This window comes from Microbacterium sp. NPDC087591 (genome assembly GCF_044743625.1).
GTDB lineage: Bacteria > Actinomycetota > Actinomycetes > Actinomycetales > Microbacteriaceae > Microbacterium.
The window spans coordinates 2,025,090-2,039,855 of sequence record NZ_JBIUWU010000001.1 but is presented as its reverse complement, the minus strand read 5'-3'; the positions used below and the strand labels follow the sequence as shown (position 1 = coordinate 2,039,855).

The following is a 14,766-nucleotide window of genomic DNA, read 5'->3' as shown; positions in this document are numbered from 1 at the left end:
CACCCCGTGAAGGAGCTCCATGTCTGATCGTCTCGACCGCGCCCGCACCACCGGCATTCTCGCGGTGCTCCGCGCGCCCTCCCCCGAGCTCGCGCTCGAGGCATCCGAGGCGATCATCCGCGGCGGCGTCACCGGCATCGAGGTCACCTTCTCGACCCCCGACGCCCCCGCCGTGATCCGCGAGCTCATCACCCGCCACGGCGACGCGGCCTACATCGGCGCGGGTACCGTGACGACTCCGGAGCAGGCCGCCCTCGCCGCCGACGCCGGAGCCGAGTTCCTGGTCAGCCCCGGCACGCTCCCCGCCCTCACCCGGTCGATGCTCGACACCGGTCGTGTCGTGATGACCGGGGCGATGACCCCCACCGAGGTCATGGGCGCGCTCGAGCTCGGCGTCGACGTCGTGAAGATCTTCCCGGCGTCCCTCGGCGGCCCTTCGTACCTCGGCGCGCTGCGCGGTCCGTTCCCCGACGCTCCCCTCATGCCGACCGGCGGCGTGAGCCCCGACAACCTCGCCGCCTGGTTCGCGGCGGGCGCTGTCGCCGTGGGGGCGGGCGGAGACCTGGCGAACGGCGCATCGATCGCCGCCGCCGACTGGGCCGACATCGAGCAGCGCGCGGCCCGCTTCACCGCTGCGCTCGCCGCCGCGCGCGGCTGACCCATGACCCTGCACCGGTGATCGGGCTCGAGCCCTGGGCCTGGGCGGCGCTCGCCCTCGCCGCGGTGACGATCGGCATCTCCAAGACCGCGCTGCCCGGCGGCAGCATCCTCGCGATCGCGCTGTTCGCGACCGTGCTGCCCGCGCGCACCTCCACGGCCGCGATGCTGCTCCTGCTGATCGTCGGCGACGCGTTCGCGCTCATCACCTACCGACGCCATGCGCACTGGCCGACCCTGCTGCGCCTGGCGCCCGCCGTCATCGCGGGACTGATCGCGGGATTCGCGTTCCTGGCCCTCGCCGGCGACGGCATCGTCCGCCGTGCGATCGGCGTGATCCTGCTGCTGATGATCGCGGTCACGCTGTGGCGCCGGTGGCGGCAGAATCGCGTCGAGGCCCCCGCTCCCGCGCCCGGTGGCCTGGTGCTCTCCGGCGTCTACGGCACGCTCGGCGGCTTCACCACGATGGTCGCGAACGCGGGCGGCCCCGTGATGTCGATGTACTTCCTCGCCACTCGCACTCCGGTGCAGGTGTTCCTGGGCACCTCGGCCTGGTTCTTCGCGATCATCAACCTGATCAAGGTGCCGTTCCTGGCGGGCCTCGGTCTCTTCGAGGGACACGTACTGCTGATGGATGCCGTGCTGGCCCCGCTCGTGGTCATCGGCGCGCTCGCCGGCATCCACCTGGCCCGGCGCATGGATCAGCGCCTGTTCGACCGCATCGTGATCGCCCTGACCATCGCGGGCGCGCTGTATCTGCTGTTCTGAGCAGCCAGCCGCGCGAGGGATCGAAACGGGTGGTCGCATCTGGTCGCATCCCGGCGCCTGATGCGACAATTCGCGACGCTTCCCCACGACAAGAGGTCGCAAAAGGGCGCTTCAAGAAAACGGATGCGGCAATTCGCGACGTCTCCCCGGCGCCGCGGCGACGAGATGACATCGGCGCGCGTTCAGTCCAGGAAGATGTCGGGGAACAGCGCGCTATCCGGTGTGCCGGGGATCGCGGCGTAGCCCGAGAAGTCGGTCACACCGTCGGCTTCGAGCACGTCCTCCACGATCAGCGTCTGCCCGGTGTACTCGCGCGCCGGCTTGAGCAGCACCGCGTAGGCGGCATCCGCGTAGATGTCGGGAGTACGGCTCGCGGCCATGACCTTGTCTCCGCCGAGCAGGTTCTGCACCGCCGCTGTCGCGATCGTGGTGCGCGGCCACAGCGTGTTCGCCGCGATGCCGTCGCGCGCGAACTCCGCCGCGAGACCGAGCGTGGCCATGGTCATCCCGAACTTCGCAAGCGTGTAGCCAGTGTGCGCGCCGAGCCACTTCGGCGTGGGGTTGAGCGGCGGCGAGAGCGACAGGATGTGCGGGTTCTCGGCATCCTTGAGGATCGGCACCGCGGCGCGCGAGAGCATGAACGTCCCGCGCACGTTGACGTCCTGCATGAGGTCGTACTTCTTCGCGCCGAGTTCGAGCGAGCGCGAGAGGTCGATCACGCTGGCGTTGTTGATGACGATGTCGATGCCGCCGAACTCGCCCTGCGTCTTCAGCACCGCTTCGGTGATGTCGTCGTCGTCGCGCACGTCGCCCACGATCGGCAGGGCCTGGCCTCCCGCGGCACGGATCTGCTCGGCGGCGGTGTGGATCGTGCCCTCGAGCTTCGGATGCGGGGTGTCGGTCTTCGCGAGCATCGCGATGTTCGCACCGTCTGCCGCGGCACGCAGCGCGATCGCGAGGCCGATGCCGCGGCTGCCGCCCGACATCAGGATGGTCTTGCCTGCAAGGGACATGGGTTCTCCTTGGTTCTCGATCGCGAAGGGAAAGACGGCCGCGGGGTCAGCGCGGCGCCATGCGGATGGCGCCGTCGAGGCGGATCGTCTCGCCGTTGAGGTAGCCGTTCTCGACGATGTGCTGCACGAGAGCGGCGTACTCGTCGGGGCGGCCGAGGCGCGAGGGGTGCGGCACCTGCTGTCCGAGCGAGTCCTGCGCAGCCTGCGGCAGCCCCATCAGCATCGGCGTCTCCATGATGCCGGGAGCGATCGTGCAGACCCGGATGCCGTAGCGGGCGAGCTCGCGCGCCACGGGGAGGGTCATCGCGTGCACGCCGCCCTTGGAGGCCGAGTACGCGGGCTGGCCGATCTGTCCGTCGAAGGCGGCGACACTGGCGGTGTTCACGATGACGCCGCGGTCGCCGTCGATCAGCTCGTTCTTGGCGATCACGGCCGACGCCTGCGAGAGCACGTTGAAGGTGCCGACCAGGTTGATGCGCACGATGCGCTCGAAGTCGGCGAGCACCGCGGGGTTGCCCTCGCGGTCGAGCACCTTGGCCGGCGGGGCGATGCCGGCGCAGTTCACGACGATGCGCAGCGGCGCGGCGGCCTGAGCGGTGGCGACGGCGGCCTGCACCTCGTCGACGCTGGTCACGTCGGCGGCGACAAACACACCGCCGAGCTCCTCGGCGATCGCCGCGCCCTGCGATGAGGCGAGGTCGATGATCGTCACATGTCCGCCGGCTGCGACGATCCGCTTGGCGGTGGCCAGCCCGAGCCCGGAGGCGCCTCCGGTGATGAGCGCGCCCTGACCGCTGATCTGCATCGTGTTCTCCCTTGAACGTCGTCGGCTGCTCTGTCCGAGGATAGTCGCGCGACGCAGTCTCAGCCAACGTGAACCTGAGTGGCAGATGCCCGCGCGGGTCCCGGTTTCCGAGTGTGCACAGCTTCAGAGACCGGCGGACGACACCCCGCCACGGGCCGGGATGCCAGGATGGGGCCATGAGCATCCCCGCCGACGACATCGCCGTGCCGCACCGCGTGCGCGAGCTCGCCGCCGGCGCCGCCCTGACGCCGGTCTGGCGGAACGGCATCGGTGGGCTGACGTTCCGCACCGACGACGGACGCTACATCAAGTGGGGCCTGCTCGACCTCGAAGCGTCCATGCGCGATGAAGCCGAGCGGATGAACTGGGCACGGCGCTGGATCGCCACCCCCGAGGTGATCGCACAGGAACAGGACGATACGCACGAGTGGCTCGTGACCGTCGCCCTGGATGCCCGCAGCGCGGTCGACCCGCGCTGGGCCGAGGACCCCGAGCTCTCCGTGCGCGCCGTCGGCGAAGGCCTGCGCGCCCTGCACGACGCCCTCCCGGTGCAAGAGTGCCCATGGGAGTGGAGCGTCGCGGAGAGGCTGGCCAACGCGGCAACGCGCGACGTCGTCGTCCCCGACGACCTGCACGATGCTCCGCCGATCGACCGGCTGGTCGTCTGCCACGGCGACGCCTGCATGCCGAACACCCTGCTCGACGACGCCGGCCGCCCTGTCGGGTTCGTCGATCTCGCCGCCCTCGGCACAGCGGACCGCTGGGCGGACATCGCCGTCGCCTCGATGAGCACCGCCTGGAACTTCGGACCGGGCTGGGAGGACACGCTGATCGAGGCCTATGGCGTCGAGCCCGACCGCGAACGTCTCGCCTACTACCGCCGACTCTGGAACGAGAGCTGAGCGTGACCTCTCCCGAACGGCCGCGGGTGCTCGGCCCTGTCGTCGACGAGATGACCCGCTGCGTGCATTACCGCGGCGCGACCGACATCATCGCGATCCGCTTCGCCTGCTGCGGCGAGTACTATCCGTGCCACCTCTGCCACGAGGAATCTGCCGGGCACCCCGCGCAGCAGTGGGCGACGGATCAGCATGACAGGGAGGCGATTCTCTGCGGGGCATGCGGGCACGAGCTCACGATCGCCGAGTACTTCGCTGCCACGGCCTGCCCCCGATGTGCGGCACTCTTCAACGAGGGGTGCAGACTGCACCGCGAGTACTACTTCCAGCCGGACCCGAGCTAGCTCCAGACGAAGCGGAACGTGCCTGCCACCACCGCAGCCGTGAGGGCGAGCGCCATGATCGCGATGCCTCCGAACAGGGCGACGGCGTCGCGCGGATGCAGTCGCGACGGCCGCGACCAGGTGCGCGGGATGCCGGAGCCGAAGCCGCGCGCCTCCATCGCCAGCGCCAGCTTCGAGCCGCGGCGCACCGCGAACACCAGCAGCACGAACGCCATCGAGAAGAACCGGCGCAGCACCCCGCGGTCGCCCACGCCGCGCGCCCGGCGAGCCAGGCTCATGGTGCGCCAGTCGTCGAGGAACAGTCCCAGCATCCGCGTGCCGGCGAGGATGCCGAGCACGAAGCGGCTCGGCATCCTCGCGACCTGAGCGAGGGCATCCGCGAGCTGGGTGGGATCCGTGCCACCGAACAAGAGGATCGTGGGCAACCCGAGCGCGATGACGCGCAGGCTGACCGCGATCGCCAGCGTGATCGAATCGTCGCTGATCGTCGCGAACCCGAACGTGAAGTAGATGTGCCCGGCCGGCTCGGCGTAGAGCAGCATGCTGACGCCGGCGATCGGCGCGAAGATCACGATCGGCAACAGCCGTTTCAGCACCGTGCGCAACCGCAGCCCGGTCAGCGGGAGGCAGAGCAGCTGCAGTGCGATCGCGGCCAGAGCACTCGTGACGTCGATCGATGCGAACAGCGGCACCGACAGCAGCACCGCGAGCACCAGCTTGGTCACGGGGTTCACGCCGTCGAGCCAGACGGTCCGCGTGGTCTCGGCGGTGGTCATGAGGCCGCCGCCAACTCGATGCGATGCCCGCCCAGATGCCGGATCACGGCGTCGTCGTGCGTGACCGCGATGATCGACCGACCACGCGCGATCTCCTCCTGCAGCAGCGCCACGAGCGAGATCCACCCGCGCCGGTCCTGCCCGAACGTCGGCTCGTCGAGCACGATCACCTCCGGCGCTCCCGCGAGCACGGTCGCCACCGACAGCCGCCGCTTCTGTCCGCCCGAGAGCGTGAACGGGTTGGCGAGGGCGAGCGGGGCGAGCCCCAACCGCTCCAGCAGCCCGTCGACGACGGCATCCGTGCGCGCCTGGTCCCAGCCGAGCGCGCGCGGACCGACCGCGAGCTCATCCCGCAGGGTCTGGGCGAGGAACTGATGCTCCGGCTCCTGGAACACCATGCCGATGCGGGTGAGCAGTTCGCGCGATGTCCATCGGATCGGACGCACTCCGCGGCGCCCTGCGAGCTCGGGGGCGGCGCGCACCTCCCCCGCCTGCTCGGGGATGAGACCGGCCAGCGTCAGGGCCAACGTGGACTTGCCCGCACCGTTCGGGCCGGTGATGACCGTCGCATTGGCACGCGGCACGTGCAGGTCGAGTCCTGACTGCACGACCACGTGCGGATCGCGGGCGACCGCGAGACCGGATGCCGTGAGCACATCGGATGCCGCCACCTGTTCGAGCAGGGGAAGGTCGATGCCCCGGTCGGGCACCCAGACCCCAGCGTCGGCGAGTGCGGCGCCGTGCTCGGCGAACACCCGCTCGGGGGATCCATCCGCGAGCAGGCCGCCGTCGGCGGCGAGCACGATCACCCGCGTCATCAGGTCGACCCACACGGGAGTGCGATGCTCCACCACGATCAGCGTCGCTCCGCTCGCGGTGACGGCCCGTTCCACGCTCGAGCGCACCTCGCGCACACCCTCGGGGTCGAGGTTCGCGGTCGGTTCGTCGAGCAGCAGCAGTCCGGGGCGCATCGCCAGCACGCCGGCGAGCACCAGTCGCTGCTTCTGCCCTCCCGACAGCGCCTTGGTCGGTCGCTGCAGCGGCACGTCGAGACCGACCGCCTCCAGCGCCTCGGCCACTCGGCCGGGGATGTCGGATGCGGGGACTCCGAGGTTCTCGCAGCCGAATGCCACGTCGTCGCCGACCTTGGACAGCACGATCCCGGCATCCGGGTCCTGCAGCACCAGACCCACCTGTCCGCGTCGGGACTCGGGGGCGGCGCCATCCACGCGGAGGGAGCCGGTGCGCTCACCTTCGTCGTCGTCGCCGAGCACCCCGGCGAGCCCCGCGAGCAGTGTCGACTTGCCCGCACCGGAAGCGCCGAGCAGCAGCACCCTCTCGCCCGGCTCGATCGTGAAGGTCACGTCGGCGACAGCCGGCCGCTTCCGCCCGGCGTACCGCCACCCCCAGCCCGCAGCCTGCACGCGGGCCGGGGCGGCGAATGTCACGCTCAGACCTCGCGCACGTGCTCTCGCCCGGCGGCGAAGCGGCTGAGGGCGCCGGTGACCGCGAGGGCGCGCACGAGCAGCCAGCCGACGACACCGGCCAGGATCGCACCCGACACCACGACGCTGACCAGGTAGATCGTGTTGAACTCGATCGACTTCAGGATGTTCGGCGAGCTGCCGTAGAACAGCTCGAACACCCAGGCGGCGACCGCAGCGCCGACTCCCGCGAGAGCGGCCACCGCGATGCCGAAGCGACGGTAGAAGAACAGCGCGAAGATGATCTCCGCTCCCAGTCCCTGCACGAGTCCGGAGAGGACGGTCGAGATGCCCCACACGTTGCCGATCAGCATCGACACGATCGCGGCGACGAGCTCGACCACCAGGGCGGCGCCGGGCTTGCGGATCACGAGACCGCCCACCACGCCGCCGAGCAGCCAGATGCCGACGGCGATGCCGCCGAGGCCGGGGGTCAGCGCATCCGCCGCGCCGAACCAGGCGTAGCCGATCGTGTTCCAGCCCCAGAAGACCAGACCGATCGCGACACCGAGGACAGCGGCGACGACGATGTCGACGACGCGCCAGCGCCAGACCGGGGCGCGATGAAGATCCTTCGACGCGGCGGATGCCTGCTGTGCGGATGTGGACGTGGACGTACTCATCTGAACTCCTCCCTGCGCTGGCATGACCCAGATCAGGTTCGACGGTCGAAGCGCGATTCGCTCCCTCTCAGCCCGGCTCGCCGGACTCCCGTGGTTGTGTTTCCGATCTTACCCAGTCGCGGCGCCACCGTGGCTCCTCGTCGCATGACCGCGAATCGGTCGATGAATTCGGTAGCGTAGGCAAGTGACCGCTTCTGACCCTGCCGAGGCCACCGCCGCAGACGCCCCCGGCGCCGACACCATCGGCGATGCTCCGCAGGAGGGCGCGCCCGAGGTGGCCGCGCCAGAATCGGCGGCGGACGAGCACGAAGCGGTGGTCGCACCGGAGCCTCTCGCCGACGACGCTCCCGTCTCCGACGACGCTGCAGATGCCACCGACGTCCTCGCTCCCGCCGCCGCGCAGTGGGCTGATGAGAAGGCGCACGCCACGGCACTGACGTGGGTCGATACCGAGACGGTCGCCGGCAGCTCTCCGGCACCGACGTTCGACCAGGCCCCCGACATCGAGCCCGGCGACGCGCTGATGCGCGGAGCGAGACTGCGTCCGGCGATCGCCCGCCCCGGCGTGCTGGTGCCGCTCGGCGTGCTGGTCGGGCTGGTCGCGACGTACGTCGGGGGCGCTCTGCTGTGGCCGTTGCACGAGGTCGCCCCGACCGTGGAGTCGGTGGAGTTCACCACCACGGCGGCCCCGGCCGCGGCTGTGACGTGGCCGGCACAGGGCAGCGCCGCCGTGGGAATCGACGGGATGACGACCTCGGCCTCGACGCCCGACGCGGTGAGCATCGCCAGCATCACCAAAGTGGTCAGCAGCCTCATGGTGCTCGACCGGTTGCCGCTGGCCCCCGGTGAGCAGGGTCCCGAGTTCTCCTTCACCTACGGCGACAGCCTGGAGTACTGGTCGTACCGACGGTCCGATCAGTCCGCGCTCGACGTCCCCGTCGGCGGAGTGCTGACCGAGTATCAGCTCCTCCAGGGGACGCTGCTGGGATCCGCCAACAACTACATCGATCGTCTCGCGTCGGAGATCTGGGGGTCCGATCAGGCCTTCGCCGAGGCGGCGACGGTGTGGCTGCGCGACCGCGGACTTTCGGGTATCACGGTGGTCACGCCGTCCGGTTTCGACGAACGCAACGTCTCCACACCCGAGTCCCTCGTCGCACTGGGCGAGTACGCGATGAAGAACCCGGTCTTCGCCGAGATCGTGGGCACGAGGTCGGTGGACCTGCCGGGAGCGGGCACCGTCGAGAACACGAACGGGATGCTCGCCGATCCCGGCGTGGTCGGGATCAAGACCGGCACCCTGGTCGGGTGGAACCTGCTGACCGCCAAGGACATCACCGTCGGCGACACCACCGTGCACCTCTTCGCCGCGGTGCTCACGCAGGACGACGATGCGCAGCGCCTCGCCGCGACGCGGAGTCTGTTCGCCGAGGCCGAGGCAGCCCTGCAGGCGCAGGAACCTGCCGTCACCGAGGGCACGGTCGTCGGCGAGGTGCGCACCGTGTGGGGCGAGAAGATCGACGTGATCGCGGATGCCGACGCCGACGTCATCCTCTGGAACGGCGCCGCGCCGCAGGTAACCCCCGAGTTCACGCTGGACGCGGAGCGGGATGCCGGAGACCGGATCGGCACCCTCACCACCACGGGACCACTCAACACGACCACGACGCCCCTGGTGCTCGCCGACGACATCGAAGGCCCGAGCCCATGGTGGCGGCTGACCCACCCGATCGAGCTGCTGGGCATCGACTCCGCCCGGAGCTGACCCCGCGGGCCGCACCCCGGCGCCCGCGCCCCGTGCTTCCGCGCGTGCGCCCCCTGCTTCCGCGCGTCGCGCCCCGTGCGCCACACGCCGCGAATGGTCGCATCCGACATGGCGAGGCGACCAGATGCGACCTCTCCGTTCGCGCGGAGGTCGCTGATGGCCGCTACCCCCGCCTGATTGCGACACGATGCGACGTCTCGCCCTCACAATCTCCTCGAGCCCACGAGTCCGCACCTGCCCCCAGGTCCAGCACCAGCACCAGCACCCGCACCCCCACCACCCAGCAGCAGCAGACAGCGAGAGGCCCCGCCCGGACGATCCGGACGGGGCCTCTAGGTCTGGCGCGCTCTCACGCGCGGCGGTCAGGCACTGCGGTCCGAGCCATCCGCGGAGGGCTTCTCGACCACGGCTTGCGCGGCCGCCACTTCGGCGGCGGGCACCTGCGCGCCCACGGAAGCACCGACCACGGCCGCCGCCGCATCGTCCGCATCGCCGCTGACGACGACGGGCGTCGACCCGGTGAGGGCGTCTTCCGCGTCGATGTCGGTGGCCGCCTGCTCGAACTGCGACTGGTAGAGCCGCCAGTAGGCACCCTGCGCCGCGATGAGCTCGTCGTGCGTGCCCTTCTCAACGATGTCACCGTGCTCCATCACCAGGATGAGGTCGGCGTCGCGGATGGTCGACAGACGGTGGGCGATCACGAACGAGGTGCGACCCTCACGCAGAGCAGCCATCGCCTTCTGGAGCAGCAGCTCGGTGCGGGTGTCGACAGCCGACGTCGCCTCGTCGAGGATGAGGATCGACGGCTTCGCGACGAACGCCCGCGCGATCGTGATCAGCTGGCGCTCACCGGCCGAGACGTTCGCGGCGTCCTCGTCGAGCACGGTGTCGTACCCCTCGGGGAGAGCGTGCACGAAACGGTCGACGTAGGTCGCCGCGGCGGCTTCCTGGACCTCCTCATCGGTCGCGGTCGAGCGGCCGTAGCGGATGTTCTCGCGGATGCTGCCGGCGAACAGCCACGGGTCCTGGAGCACCATGCCCGTGCGTGCGCGCAGCTCGTCGCGGGTCACCTCGGCGATGTCCTGCCCGTCGAGCATGATCCGCCCGCCGCTGAGCTCGTAGAACCGCATGATCAGGTTGACCAGGGTGGTCTTGCCCGCACCGGTCGGTCCCACGATCGCGACGGTCTGACCGGGCTCCACCCGGAACGACAGGTCGCGGATGAGCGGACGCTCCGGCGTGTACGAGAACGCGACGTTCTCGAACTCGATCACGCCCTTGCCCTCCACCAGCTCGGGGGCATCGGCGTCATCGGCCTCCTGCTCGTCGGCGTCGAGCAGCTCGAAGACCCGCTCGGCCGACGCGGTGCCGGACTGGACCACGGCCGCCATGCCACCCAGCTCAGACAGCGGCTGCGTGAACTGCTGCGAGTACTGGATGAACGCCTGCACGTCGCCCAGTCGGAGCTGCCCGTTCGCGACCATCAGACCGCCGAGCACCGCGATGCCCACGTAGCTGAGGTTCCCGACGAACATCATGGCCGGCATGATGATGCCGGACAGGAACTGGGCCTTGAAGCTCGCCTGGAACAGCTCTTCGTTCTCGTCCTGGAACTTCGCCAGCGCATCCTTCTCGCGACCGAAGACCTTCACCAGCGCGTGACCGGAGAACGCCTCCTCGACGCGGGCGTTGAGCCTGCCGACCTTGCGCCACTGGCTGCCGAAGGCCTTCTGCGACCGGGGCCCGATGATGCCGAAGATCACGCCCATGAGCGGCAGCGTGATCAGCGCGACGAGCGCGAGCTGCCACGAGATCGAGAACATCATCACGAGCACGCCGATCACGGTGAGCACCGAGGTGAGCGCACCCGACAGCGACTGCTGCATCGTCTGTGTGATGTTGTCGATGTCGTTGGTGACACGCGAGATCAGCTCACCGCGCTGCACCTTGTCGAAGTACGCCAGCGGCAGGCGGTTGATCTTCGCCTCGACCGACTCGCGCAGCCGCCACATGGTGCGCACCATGATCACGTTGATCACGTAGCCCTGGATCCAGGTGAGGAACGCGGCAGCCACGTAGATGCTCAGAACCGCGGCGATGACCAGCCGCAGGGCGTCGAAGTCGATCCCCTGGCCCACCGTGAAGTCGCCCAGCGCTCCGACCTGGTTCGCGAAGTCGTCCTGACCGCCTGCCCGCAGCGCCTCGACGACGGCATCCTGCGAGGTACCGGCCGGGAAGCCGGGGAAGCCGTCGCTGGGCTGCCCGAGCTGGATGGAGATGAACCCCTTGTAGACGAGGTTGGTCGCCTCGGCGAGCACCTTGGGTGCTGCGACGGTCAGCACGACGCCGATGGCTCCCAGAATCGACACGAAGACGAACCAGAGCGCCGAGGGCTTGAGGAGGCCGATCATCCGCGCGAAGCTCGGACCGAAGTTGTCGGCCTTGCCCGGCGCGACGCTGTCCCAGTCGCCGGAGTTCTGACGTGCCTGCTCCGCGAGCTCCGCCTCGTACTTCTCCTCGGCGGTCAGTTCACGTTCGATCGTCGCGGTCTTGCCGCGGCCGCGCTGCTTTCGGGCATCGGGCCCTGAGCCTGTCGAAGGGTTGCTCTGCTCGCTCATGCGTCCACCCCCAGCTGCGACTCGACGATCTCTCGGTAGGTATCGCTCGTCTCGAGCAGCTCCTCATGCGTGCCGACGCCGACCATGGTCCCGCCGTCGAGCACGACGATGCGGTCCGCGTCGGTGATGGTGGAGATGCGCTGCGCGACCACGATCTTCGTGACGTGCGGAAGCTCGCGCCACAGCGCCTGGCGCAGCCGGGCATCCGTGGTGAGGTCGAGCGCCGAGAACGAGTCGTCGAAGACGAGGATCTGCGGCTTGTGCACGATCGCGCGGGCGATCGCCAGACGCTGACGCTGCCCGCCGGAGACGTTCGTGCCGCCCTGAGCGATGCGCGAGTCGAGCCCATCGGGCATCTCCTCGACGAAGTCGCGCCCCTGGGCGATCTCGAGCGCCTGCCAGAGTTCTTCGTCCGTCGCCTCCTCGCGGCCGTAGCGCAGGTTGGACGCCACGGTGCCGGTGAACAGGAACGGACGCTGCGGCACCAGGCCGATGCTGTCCCACAACGCCTCGACATCCGCCTCGCGCACATCGGTGCCGCCGACGTGCACCGCGCCACCCGAGACATCGAACAGACGCGGGATGAGCGAGACGAGCGTCGTCTTGCCGGAACCGGTGGACCCGACGATCGCGACCGTCTCACCCGGCTCTGCCGCGAAGCTGATGCCGGTGAGCACCGGGGAATCGGCCCCGGGGTAGGTGAACTCGACGTCGTCGAGCGCCACGGATCCGGGGACGGGGAACTCGGTGACGCCGTTCTCCGGGCGCACGAGGGTCGACTCGGAGTCGAGGACCTCGCCGATGCGCTCGGCCGAGACCGCAGCGCGCGGGATCATCATCGCCATGAAGCTCGCCATGATCACGCCGCCCATGATCTGGCCGATGTACTGCATGAAGGCGAACAGCGTGCCGACCTGGACCGTGCCGTTGTTGACCTCGATGCCGCCGAACCAGATGACGGAGACGACCGTGACGTTGAGGATGAGCATGAACAGCGGGAACAGCAGCACGAACAGCGAGCCGACCCTGCGCCCGACGTCCATGATGTCGGTGTTCGCGCCGCGGAAGCGCTCCTCCTCGATGCGCTCGCGCACGAAGGCGCGCACGACGCGGACGCCGGTGAGCTGCTCTCGCATGATGCGGTTGACGTTGTCGAGACGGCCCTGGTACTTGCGGAACAGGGGCACCATGCGCCCGATCACCAGTGCGGCGAGGATCAGGAGCAGCGGCACCGAGACGGCGATGAGCCAGCTCAGGCCGACATTGGTCTGGATGGCGAAGATGATGCCGCCGATCGCCAGCAGCGGCGCCGTGACGAGCATGGTCGCGCCCATCATGGCGAGCATCTGCACCTGCTGCACGTCGTTCGTGTTGCGGGTGATGAGCGAGCCGGCGCCGAACTGCGACACCTCACGCTCGGAGAAGCCGCTGACCTTGCCGAAGACGTCGGCACGGATGTCGCGGCCGGCGCCCATCGCGGCGCGCGCGGCGAAGTAGGTCGCGGTGACCGAGGCGATGATCTGGCCCAGTGACACGGCCAGCATGAACAGACCGGTGCTCCAGATGTAGCCGGTGTCGCCGCGGGCGACGCCCTTGTCGATGATGTCGGCGTTGAGGCGCGGAAGGTAGAGCGTCGCTGCCACGCTCGCGAGCTGGAAGACCAGCACGGCGAGCAGCAGCCATCGGTATCGAGACAGATAACGGAGGAGGATTTTTCCCAGCACAGGCGGACTTTCTAGGAAGGATGAATCGGCGGATTTCTCGGCTGACGGATGCCGACCGACAATCGGCCACAAGAAAGAGTGCCACGAAGCGCCGACATTCGTATCCCCCTGTCGGGGGACCTTCGCTCACAGCGAACCGTTCCGCGGCCCGGCCAGCGGTTTCTGCACCCTGCCGAAGAATCCGTCCTGAGCCTGCGGACGGCTCAGAAGAGCGGATGCCGGGGCACGTACGCCCGCGCGTCCGCACCGGCATCCGGGCCCAGCTCGGCGAGCGTGGCGGGCTGCCAGCGCGGATTGCGGTCCTTGTCGACCAGCTGCGCGCGGATGCCCTCGACGAGGTCGGGATGCTCGTTCACGAACCACAGCACTCGGCGGTATTCGCCCTCCAGCGCGGCGCGGAGGCCGGACGCCTCACGGGCCTCGCGCACCGCGTCGAGCGTCACGACGAGGCCGGTCGGGGCGAGCCCTTCGAGCAGGTCGGCGATGGCAGCCGCATCCGTGGTGCCCTGCGCGTGGAGCCGGTCGACGATCTCCTCGACGGTCGGCGCCGAGAAGGCCTCGTCGATCGCGGGGCGGAGCGCGGGCAGCGTCGTCGGCTCGGGGGTCTCGTCGAACAGCAGCACGATCTCACTGGGACCGGTGGGGTCGGCCCGGAAGGCGAGGGCCTCGCGCAGCGCGTCGAGTCGATCGGACGGCACGAAGTGGTCGGCGAAGCCCATGTACACGGCATCCGCTCCGTTCATCGTCTGACCGGTGAGTCCGAAGTACTCGCCGAACCGTCCGGGCGCACGGCCGAGCAGCCAGGTGCCGCCGACGTCGGGCGTGAAGCCGATGCGCGTCTCGGGCATCGCCAGCTTCGAGCGCTCGGTGACGATGCGGATCGCCGCGTGACCGGCGAGACCGATGCCGCCGCCCATCGTGATGCCGTCGGCGAGGGCGACGACCGGCTTGGGGTACTCGGCGATCAGAGCGTTGAGCGAGTACTCGGCGCGGAAGAACTCCGCGGTCTCCTCTGCGCGACCGCCCACGATCTGGGCGTGCAGTGCGCGCACGTCTCCGCCCGCGCACATGCCGCGCTCGCCCGCCCCGTCGATCAGCACGATCTGCACATCGGTGTCGTCGCGCCAGGCGTCGAGCGTCTGCGTGAGGATCTCGATCATGCCCAGATCGAGGGCGTTGATCGCCTCTGGGCGGTTGAGGGTGAGTCGACCGAGGGCTCCTTCCGTGCGGACGAGGACGCGGGGAGCAGGCGTGGAATCGGTCACGGGAGCCAGGCTACTCCGATCCCCC

13 protein-coding genes and 1 riboswitch are annotated in these 14,766 nt (G+C 69.6%); of the genes, 5 read left to right on the top strand and 8 right to left on the bottom strand.

Features of this window, described 5'->3' with window-relative positions; all coding sequences use genetic code 11:
* The first annotated feature begins 19 nt into the window (after positions 1–19).
* Both ACIOVG_RS09685 and ACIOVG_RS09680 read left to right on the top strand, forming a co-directional pair.
* Positions 20–658, top strand: a complete 639-nt coding sequence (locus ACIOVG_RS09685; protein ID WP_400872180.1) for a bifunctional 4-hydroxy-2-oxoglutarate aldolase/2-dehydro-3-deoxy-phosphogluconate aldolase — start codon at positions 20–22, stop codon at positions 656–658.
* Between the two features lie 17 nt (positions 659–675).
* The gene (locus ACIOVG_RS09680) at positions 676–1,425 is read left to right on the top strand and encodes a sulfite exporter TauE/SafE family protein (protein ID WP_400872177.1); all 750 of its coding nucleotides are present in this window, start codon (positions 676–678) and stop codon (positions 1,423–1,425) included.
* 182 nt (positions 1,426–1,607) lie between these two features.
* Here the strand turns inward: ACIOVG_RS09680 and ACIOVG_RS09675 are convergent, their stop codons facing one another.
* Positions 1,608–2,438 carry an SDR family oxidoreductase gene (locus ACIOVG_RS09675; RefSeq protein ID WP_400872174.1) on the bottom strand — a complete coding sequence of 277 codons (831 nt, stop codon included), beginning with the start codon at positions 2,436–2,438 and terminating at the stop codon, positions 1,608–1,610.
* Positions 2,439–2,484: 46 nt separating this feature from the next.
* On the bottom strand, positions 2,485–3,243 hold the full coding sequence (locus ACIOVG_RS09670) for an SDR family NAD(P)-dependent oxidoreductase (RefSeq protein WP_400872172.1): 759 nt from the start codon (positions 3,241–3,243) through the stop codon (positions 2,485–2,487).
* Positions 3,244–3,419: 176 nt separating this feature from the next.
* Here ACIOVG_RS09670 and ACIOVG_RS09665 point away from each other — a divergent pair, with 176 nt between their 5' ends.
* Together ACIOVG_RS09665 and ACIOVG_RS09660 are read left to right on the top strand one after the other, a co-directional pair.
* On the top strand, positions 3,420–4,145 hold the full coding sequence (locus ACIOVG_RS09665) for a phosphotransferase (RefSeq protein WP_400872169.1): 726 nt from the start codon (positions 3,420–3,422) through the stop codon (positions 4,143–4,145).
* 2 nt (positions 4,146–4,147) lie between these two features.
* Positions 4,148–4,486, top strand: coding sequence for a CHY zinc finger protein (locus tag ACIOVG_RS09660; RefSeq protein WP_400872166.1), 339 nt, complete (start codon positions 4,148–4,150; stop codon positions 4,484–4,486).
* Here ACIOVG_RS09660 and ACIOVG_RS09655 read toward each other — a convergent pair.
* From ACIOVG_RS09655 to ACIOVG_RS09645, 3 genes are all read right to left on the bottom strand, one after another.
* The gene (locus ACIOVG_RS09655) at positions 4,483–5,262 is read right to left on the bottom strand and encodes an energy-coupling factor transporter transmembrane component T family protein (protein WP_400872163.1); all 780 of its coding nucleotides are present in this window, start codon (positions 5,260–5,262) and stop codon (positions 4,483–4,485) included. The genes ACIOVG_RS09660 and ACIOVG_RS09655 overlap by 4 nt on opposite strands.
* The gene (locus tag ACIOVG_RS09650; protein WP_400872160.1) at positions 5,259–6,710 is read right to left on the bottom strand and encodes an ABC transporter ATP-binding protein; all 1,452 of its coding nucleotides are present in this window, start codon (positions 6,708–6,710) and stop codon (positions 5,259–5,261) included. Before ACIOVG_RS09650 ends, ACIOVG_RS09655 begins: the two co-directional genes overlap by 4 nt.
* A gap of 2 nt (positions 6,711–6,712) precedes the next feature.
* Complete coding sequence (locus ACIOVG_RS09645; RefSeq protein ID WP_400872157.1) at positions 6,713–7,369, bottom strand: ECF transporter S component; 657 nt, start codon at positions 7,367–7,369, stop codon at positions 6,713–6,715.
* A riboswitch (TPP riboswitch) is annotated at positions 7,360–7,471 on the bottom strand. Its footprint overlaps the gene before it by 10 nt.
* An 82-nt stretch (positions 7,472–7,553) precedes the next feature.
* Between ACIOVG_RS09645 and ACIOVG_RS09640 the strand changes: the two genes are divergently transcribed.
* Complete coding sequence (locus ACIOVG_RS09640; protein WP_400872154.1) at positions 7,554–9,134, top strand: D-alanyl-D-alanine carboxypeptidase; 1,581 nt, start codon at positions 7,554–7,556, stop codon at positions 9,132–9,134.
* 362 nt (positions 9,135–9,496) lie between these two features.
* Here ACIOVG_RS09640 and ACIOVG_RS09635 read toward each other — a convergent pair whose 3' ends face one another.
* From ACIOVG_RS09635 to ACIOVG_RS09625, 3 genes are all read right to left on the bottom strand, one after another.
* Positions 9,497–11,752 carry an ABC transporter ATP-binding protein gene (locus ACIOVG_RS09635; RefSeq protein WP_400872151.1) on the bottom strand — a complete coding sequence of 752 codons (2,256 nt, stop codon included), beginning with the start codon at positions 11,750–11,752 and terminating at the stop codon, positions 9,497–9,499.
* Entirely contained in the window at positions 11,749–13,476 is a 1,728-nt protein-coding gene (locus ACIOVG_RS09630) for an ABC transporter ATP-binding protein (RefSeq protein ID WP_400872148.1), read from the bottom strand. The genes ACIOVG_RS09635 and ACIOVG_RS09630 overlap by 4 nt, the downstream gene beginning before the upstream one ends.
* Before the next feature lie 203 nt (positions 13,477–13,679).
* On the bottom strand, positions 13,680–14,741 hold the full coding sequence (locus ACIOVG_RS09625; RefSeq protein ID WP_400872145.1) for an enoyl-CoA hydratase/isomerase family protein: 1,062 nt from the start codon (positions 14,739–14,741) through the stop codon (positions 13,680–13,682).
* Between the last annotated feature and the right edge of the window lie 25 nt (positions 14,742–14,766).

Excerpts from the sequence above, each read along its gene's own strand:
- ACIOVG_RS09685 (WP_400872180.1), top strand. The coding sequence starts at position 20 with ATGTCTGATCGTCTCGACCGCGCCCGCACCACCGGCATTCTCGCGGTG.
- ACIOVG_RS09675 (WP_400872174.1), bottom strand. The coding sequence starts at position 2,438 with ATGTCCCTTGCAGGCAAGACCATCCTGATGTCGGGCGGCAGCCGCGGC.
- ACIOVG_RS09645 (WP_400872157.1), bottom strand. The coding sequence starts at position 7,369 with ATGAGTACGTCCACGTCCACATCCGCACAGCAGGCATCCGCCGCGTCG.
- ACIOVG_RS09655 (WP_400872163.1), bottom strand. The coding sequence starts at position 5,262 with ATGACCACCGCCGAGACCACGCGGACCGTCTGGCTCGACGGCGTGAAC.
- ACIOVG_RS09670 (WP_400872172.1), bottom strand. The coding sequence starts at position 3,243 with ATGCAGATCAGCGGTCAGGGCGCGCTCATCACCGGAGGCGCCTCCGGG.
- ACIOVG_RS09665 (WP_400872169.1), top strand. The coding sequence starts at position 3,420 with ATGAGCATCCCCGCCGACGACATCGCCGTGCCGCACCGCGTGCGCGAG.
- ACIOVG_RS09635 (WP_400872151.1), bottom strand. The coding sequence starts at position 11,752 with ATGAGCGAGCAGAGCAACCCTTCGACAGGCTCAGGGCCCGATGCCCGA.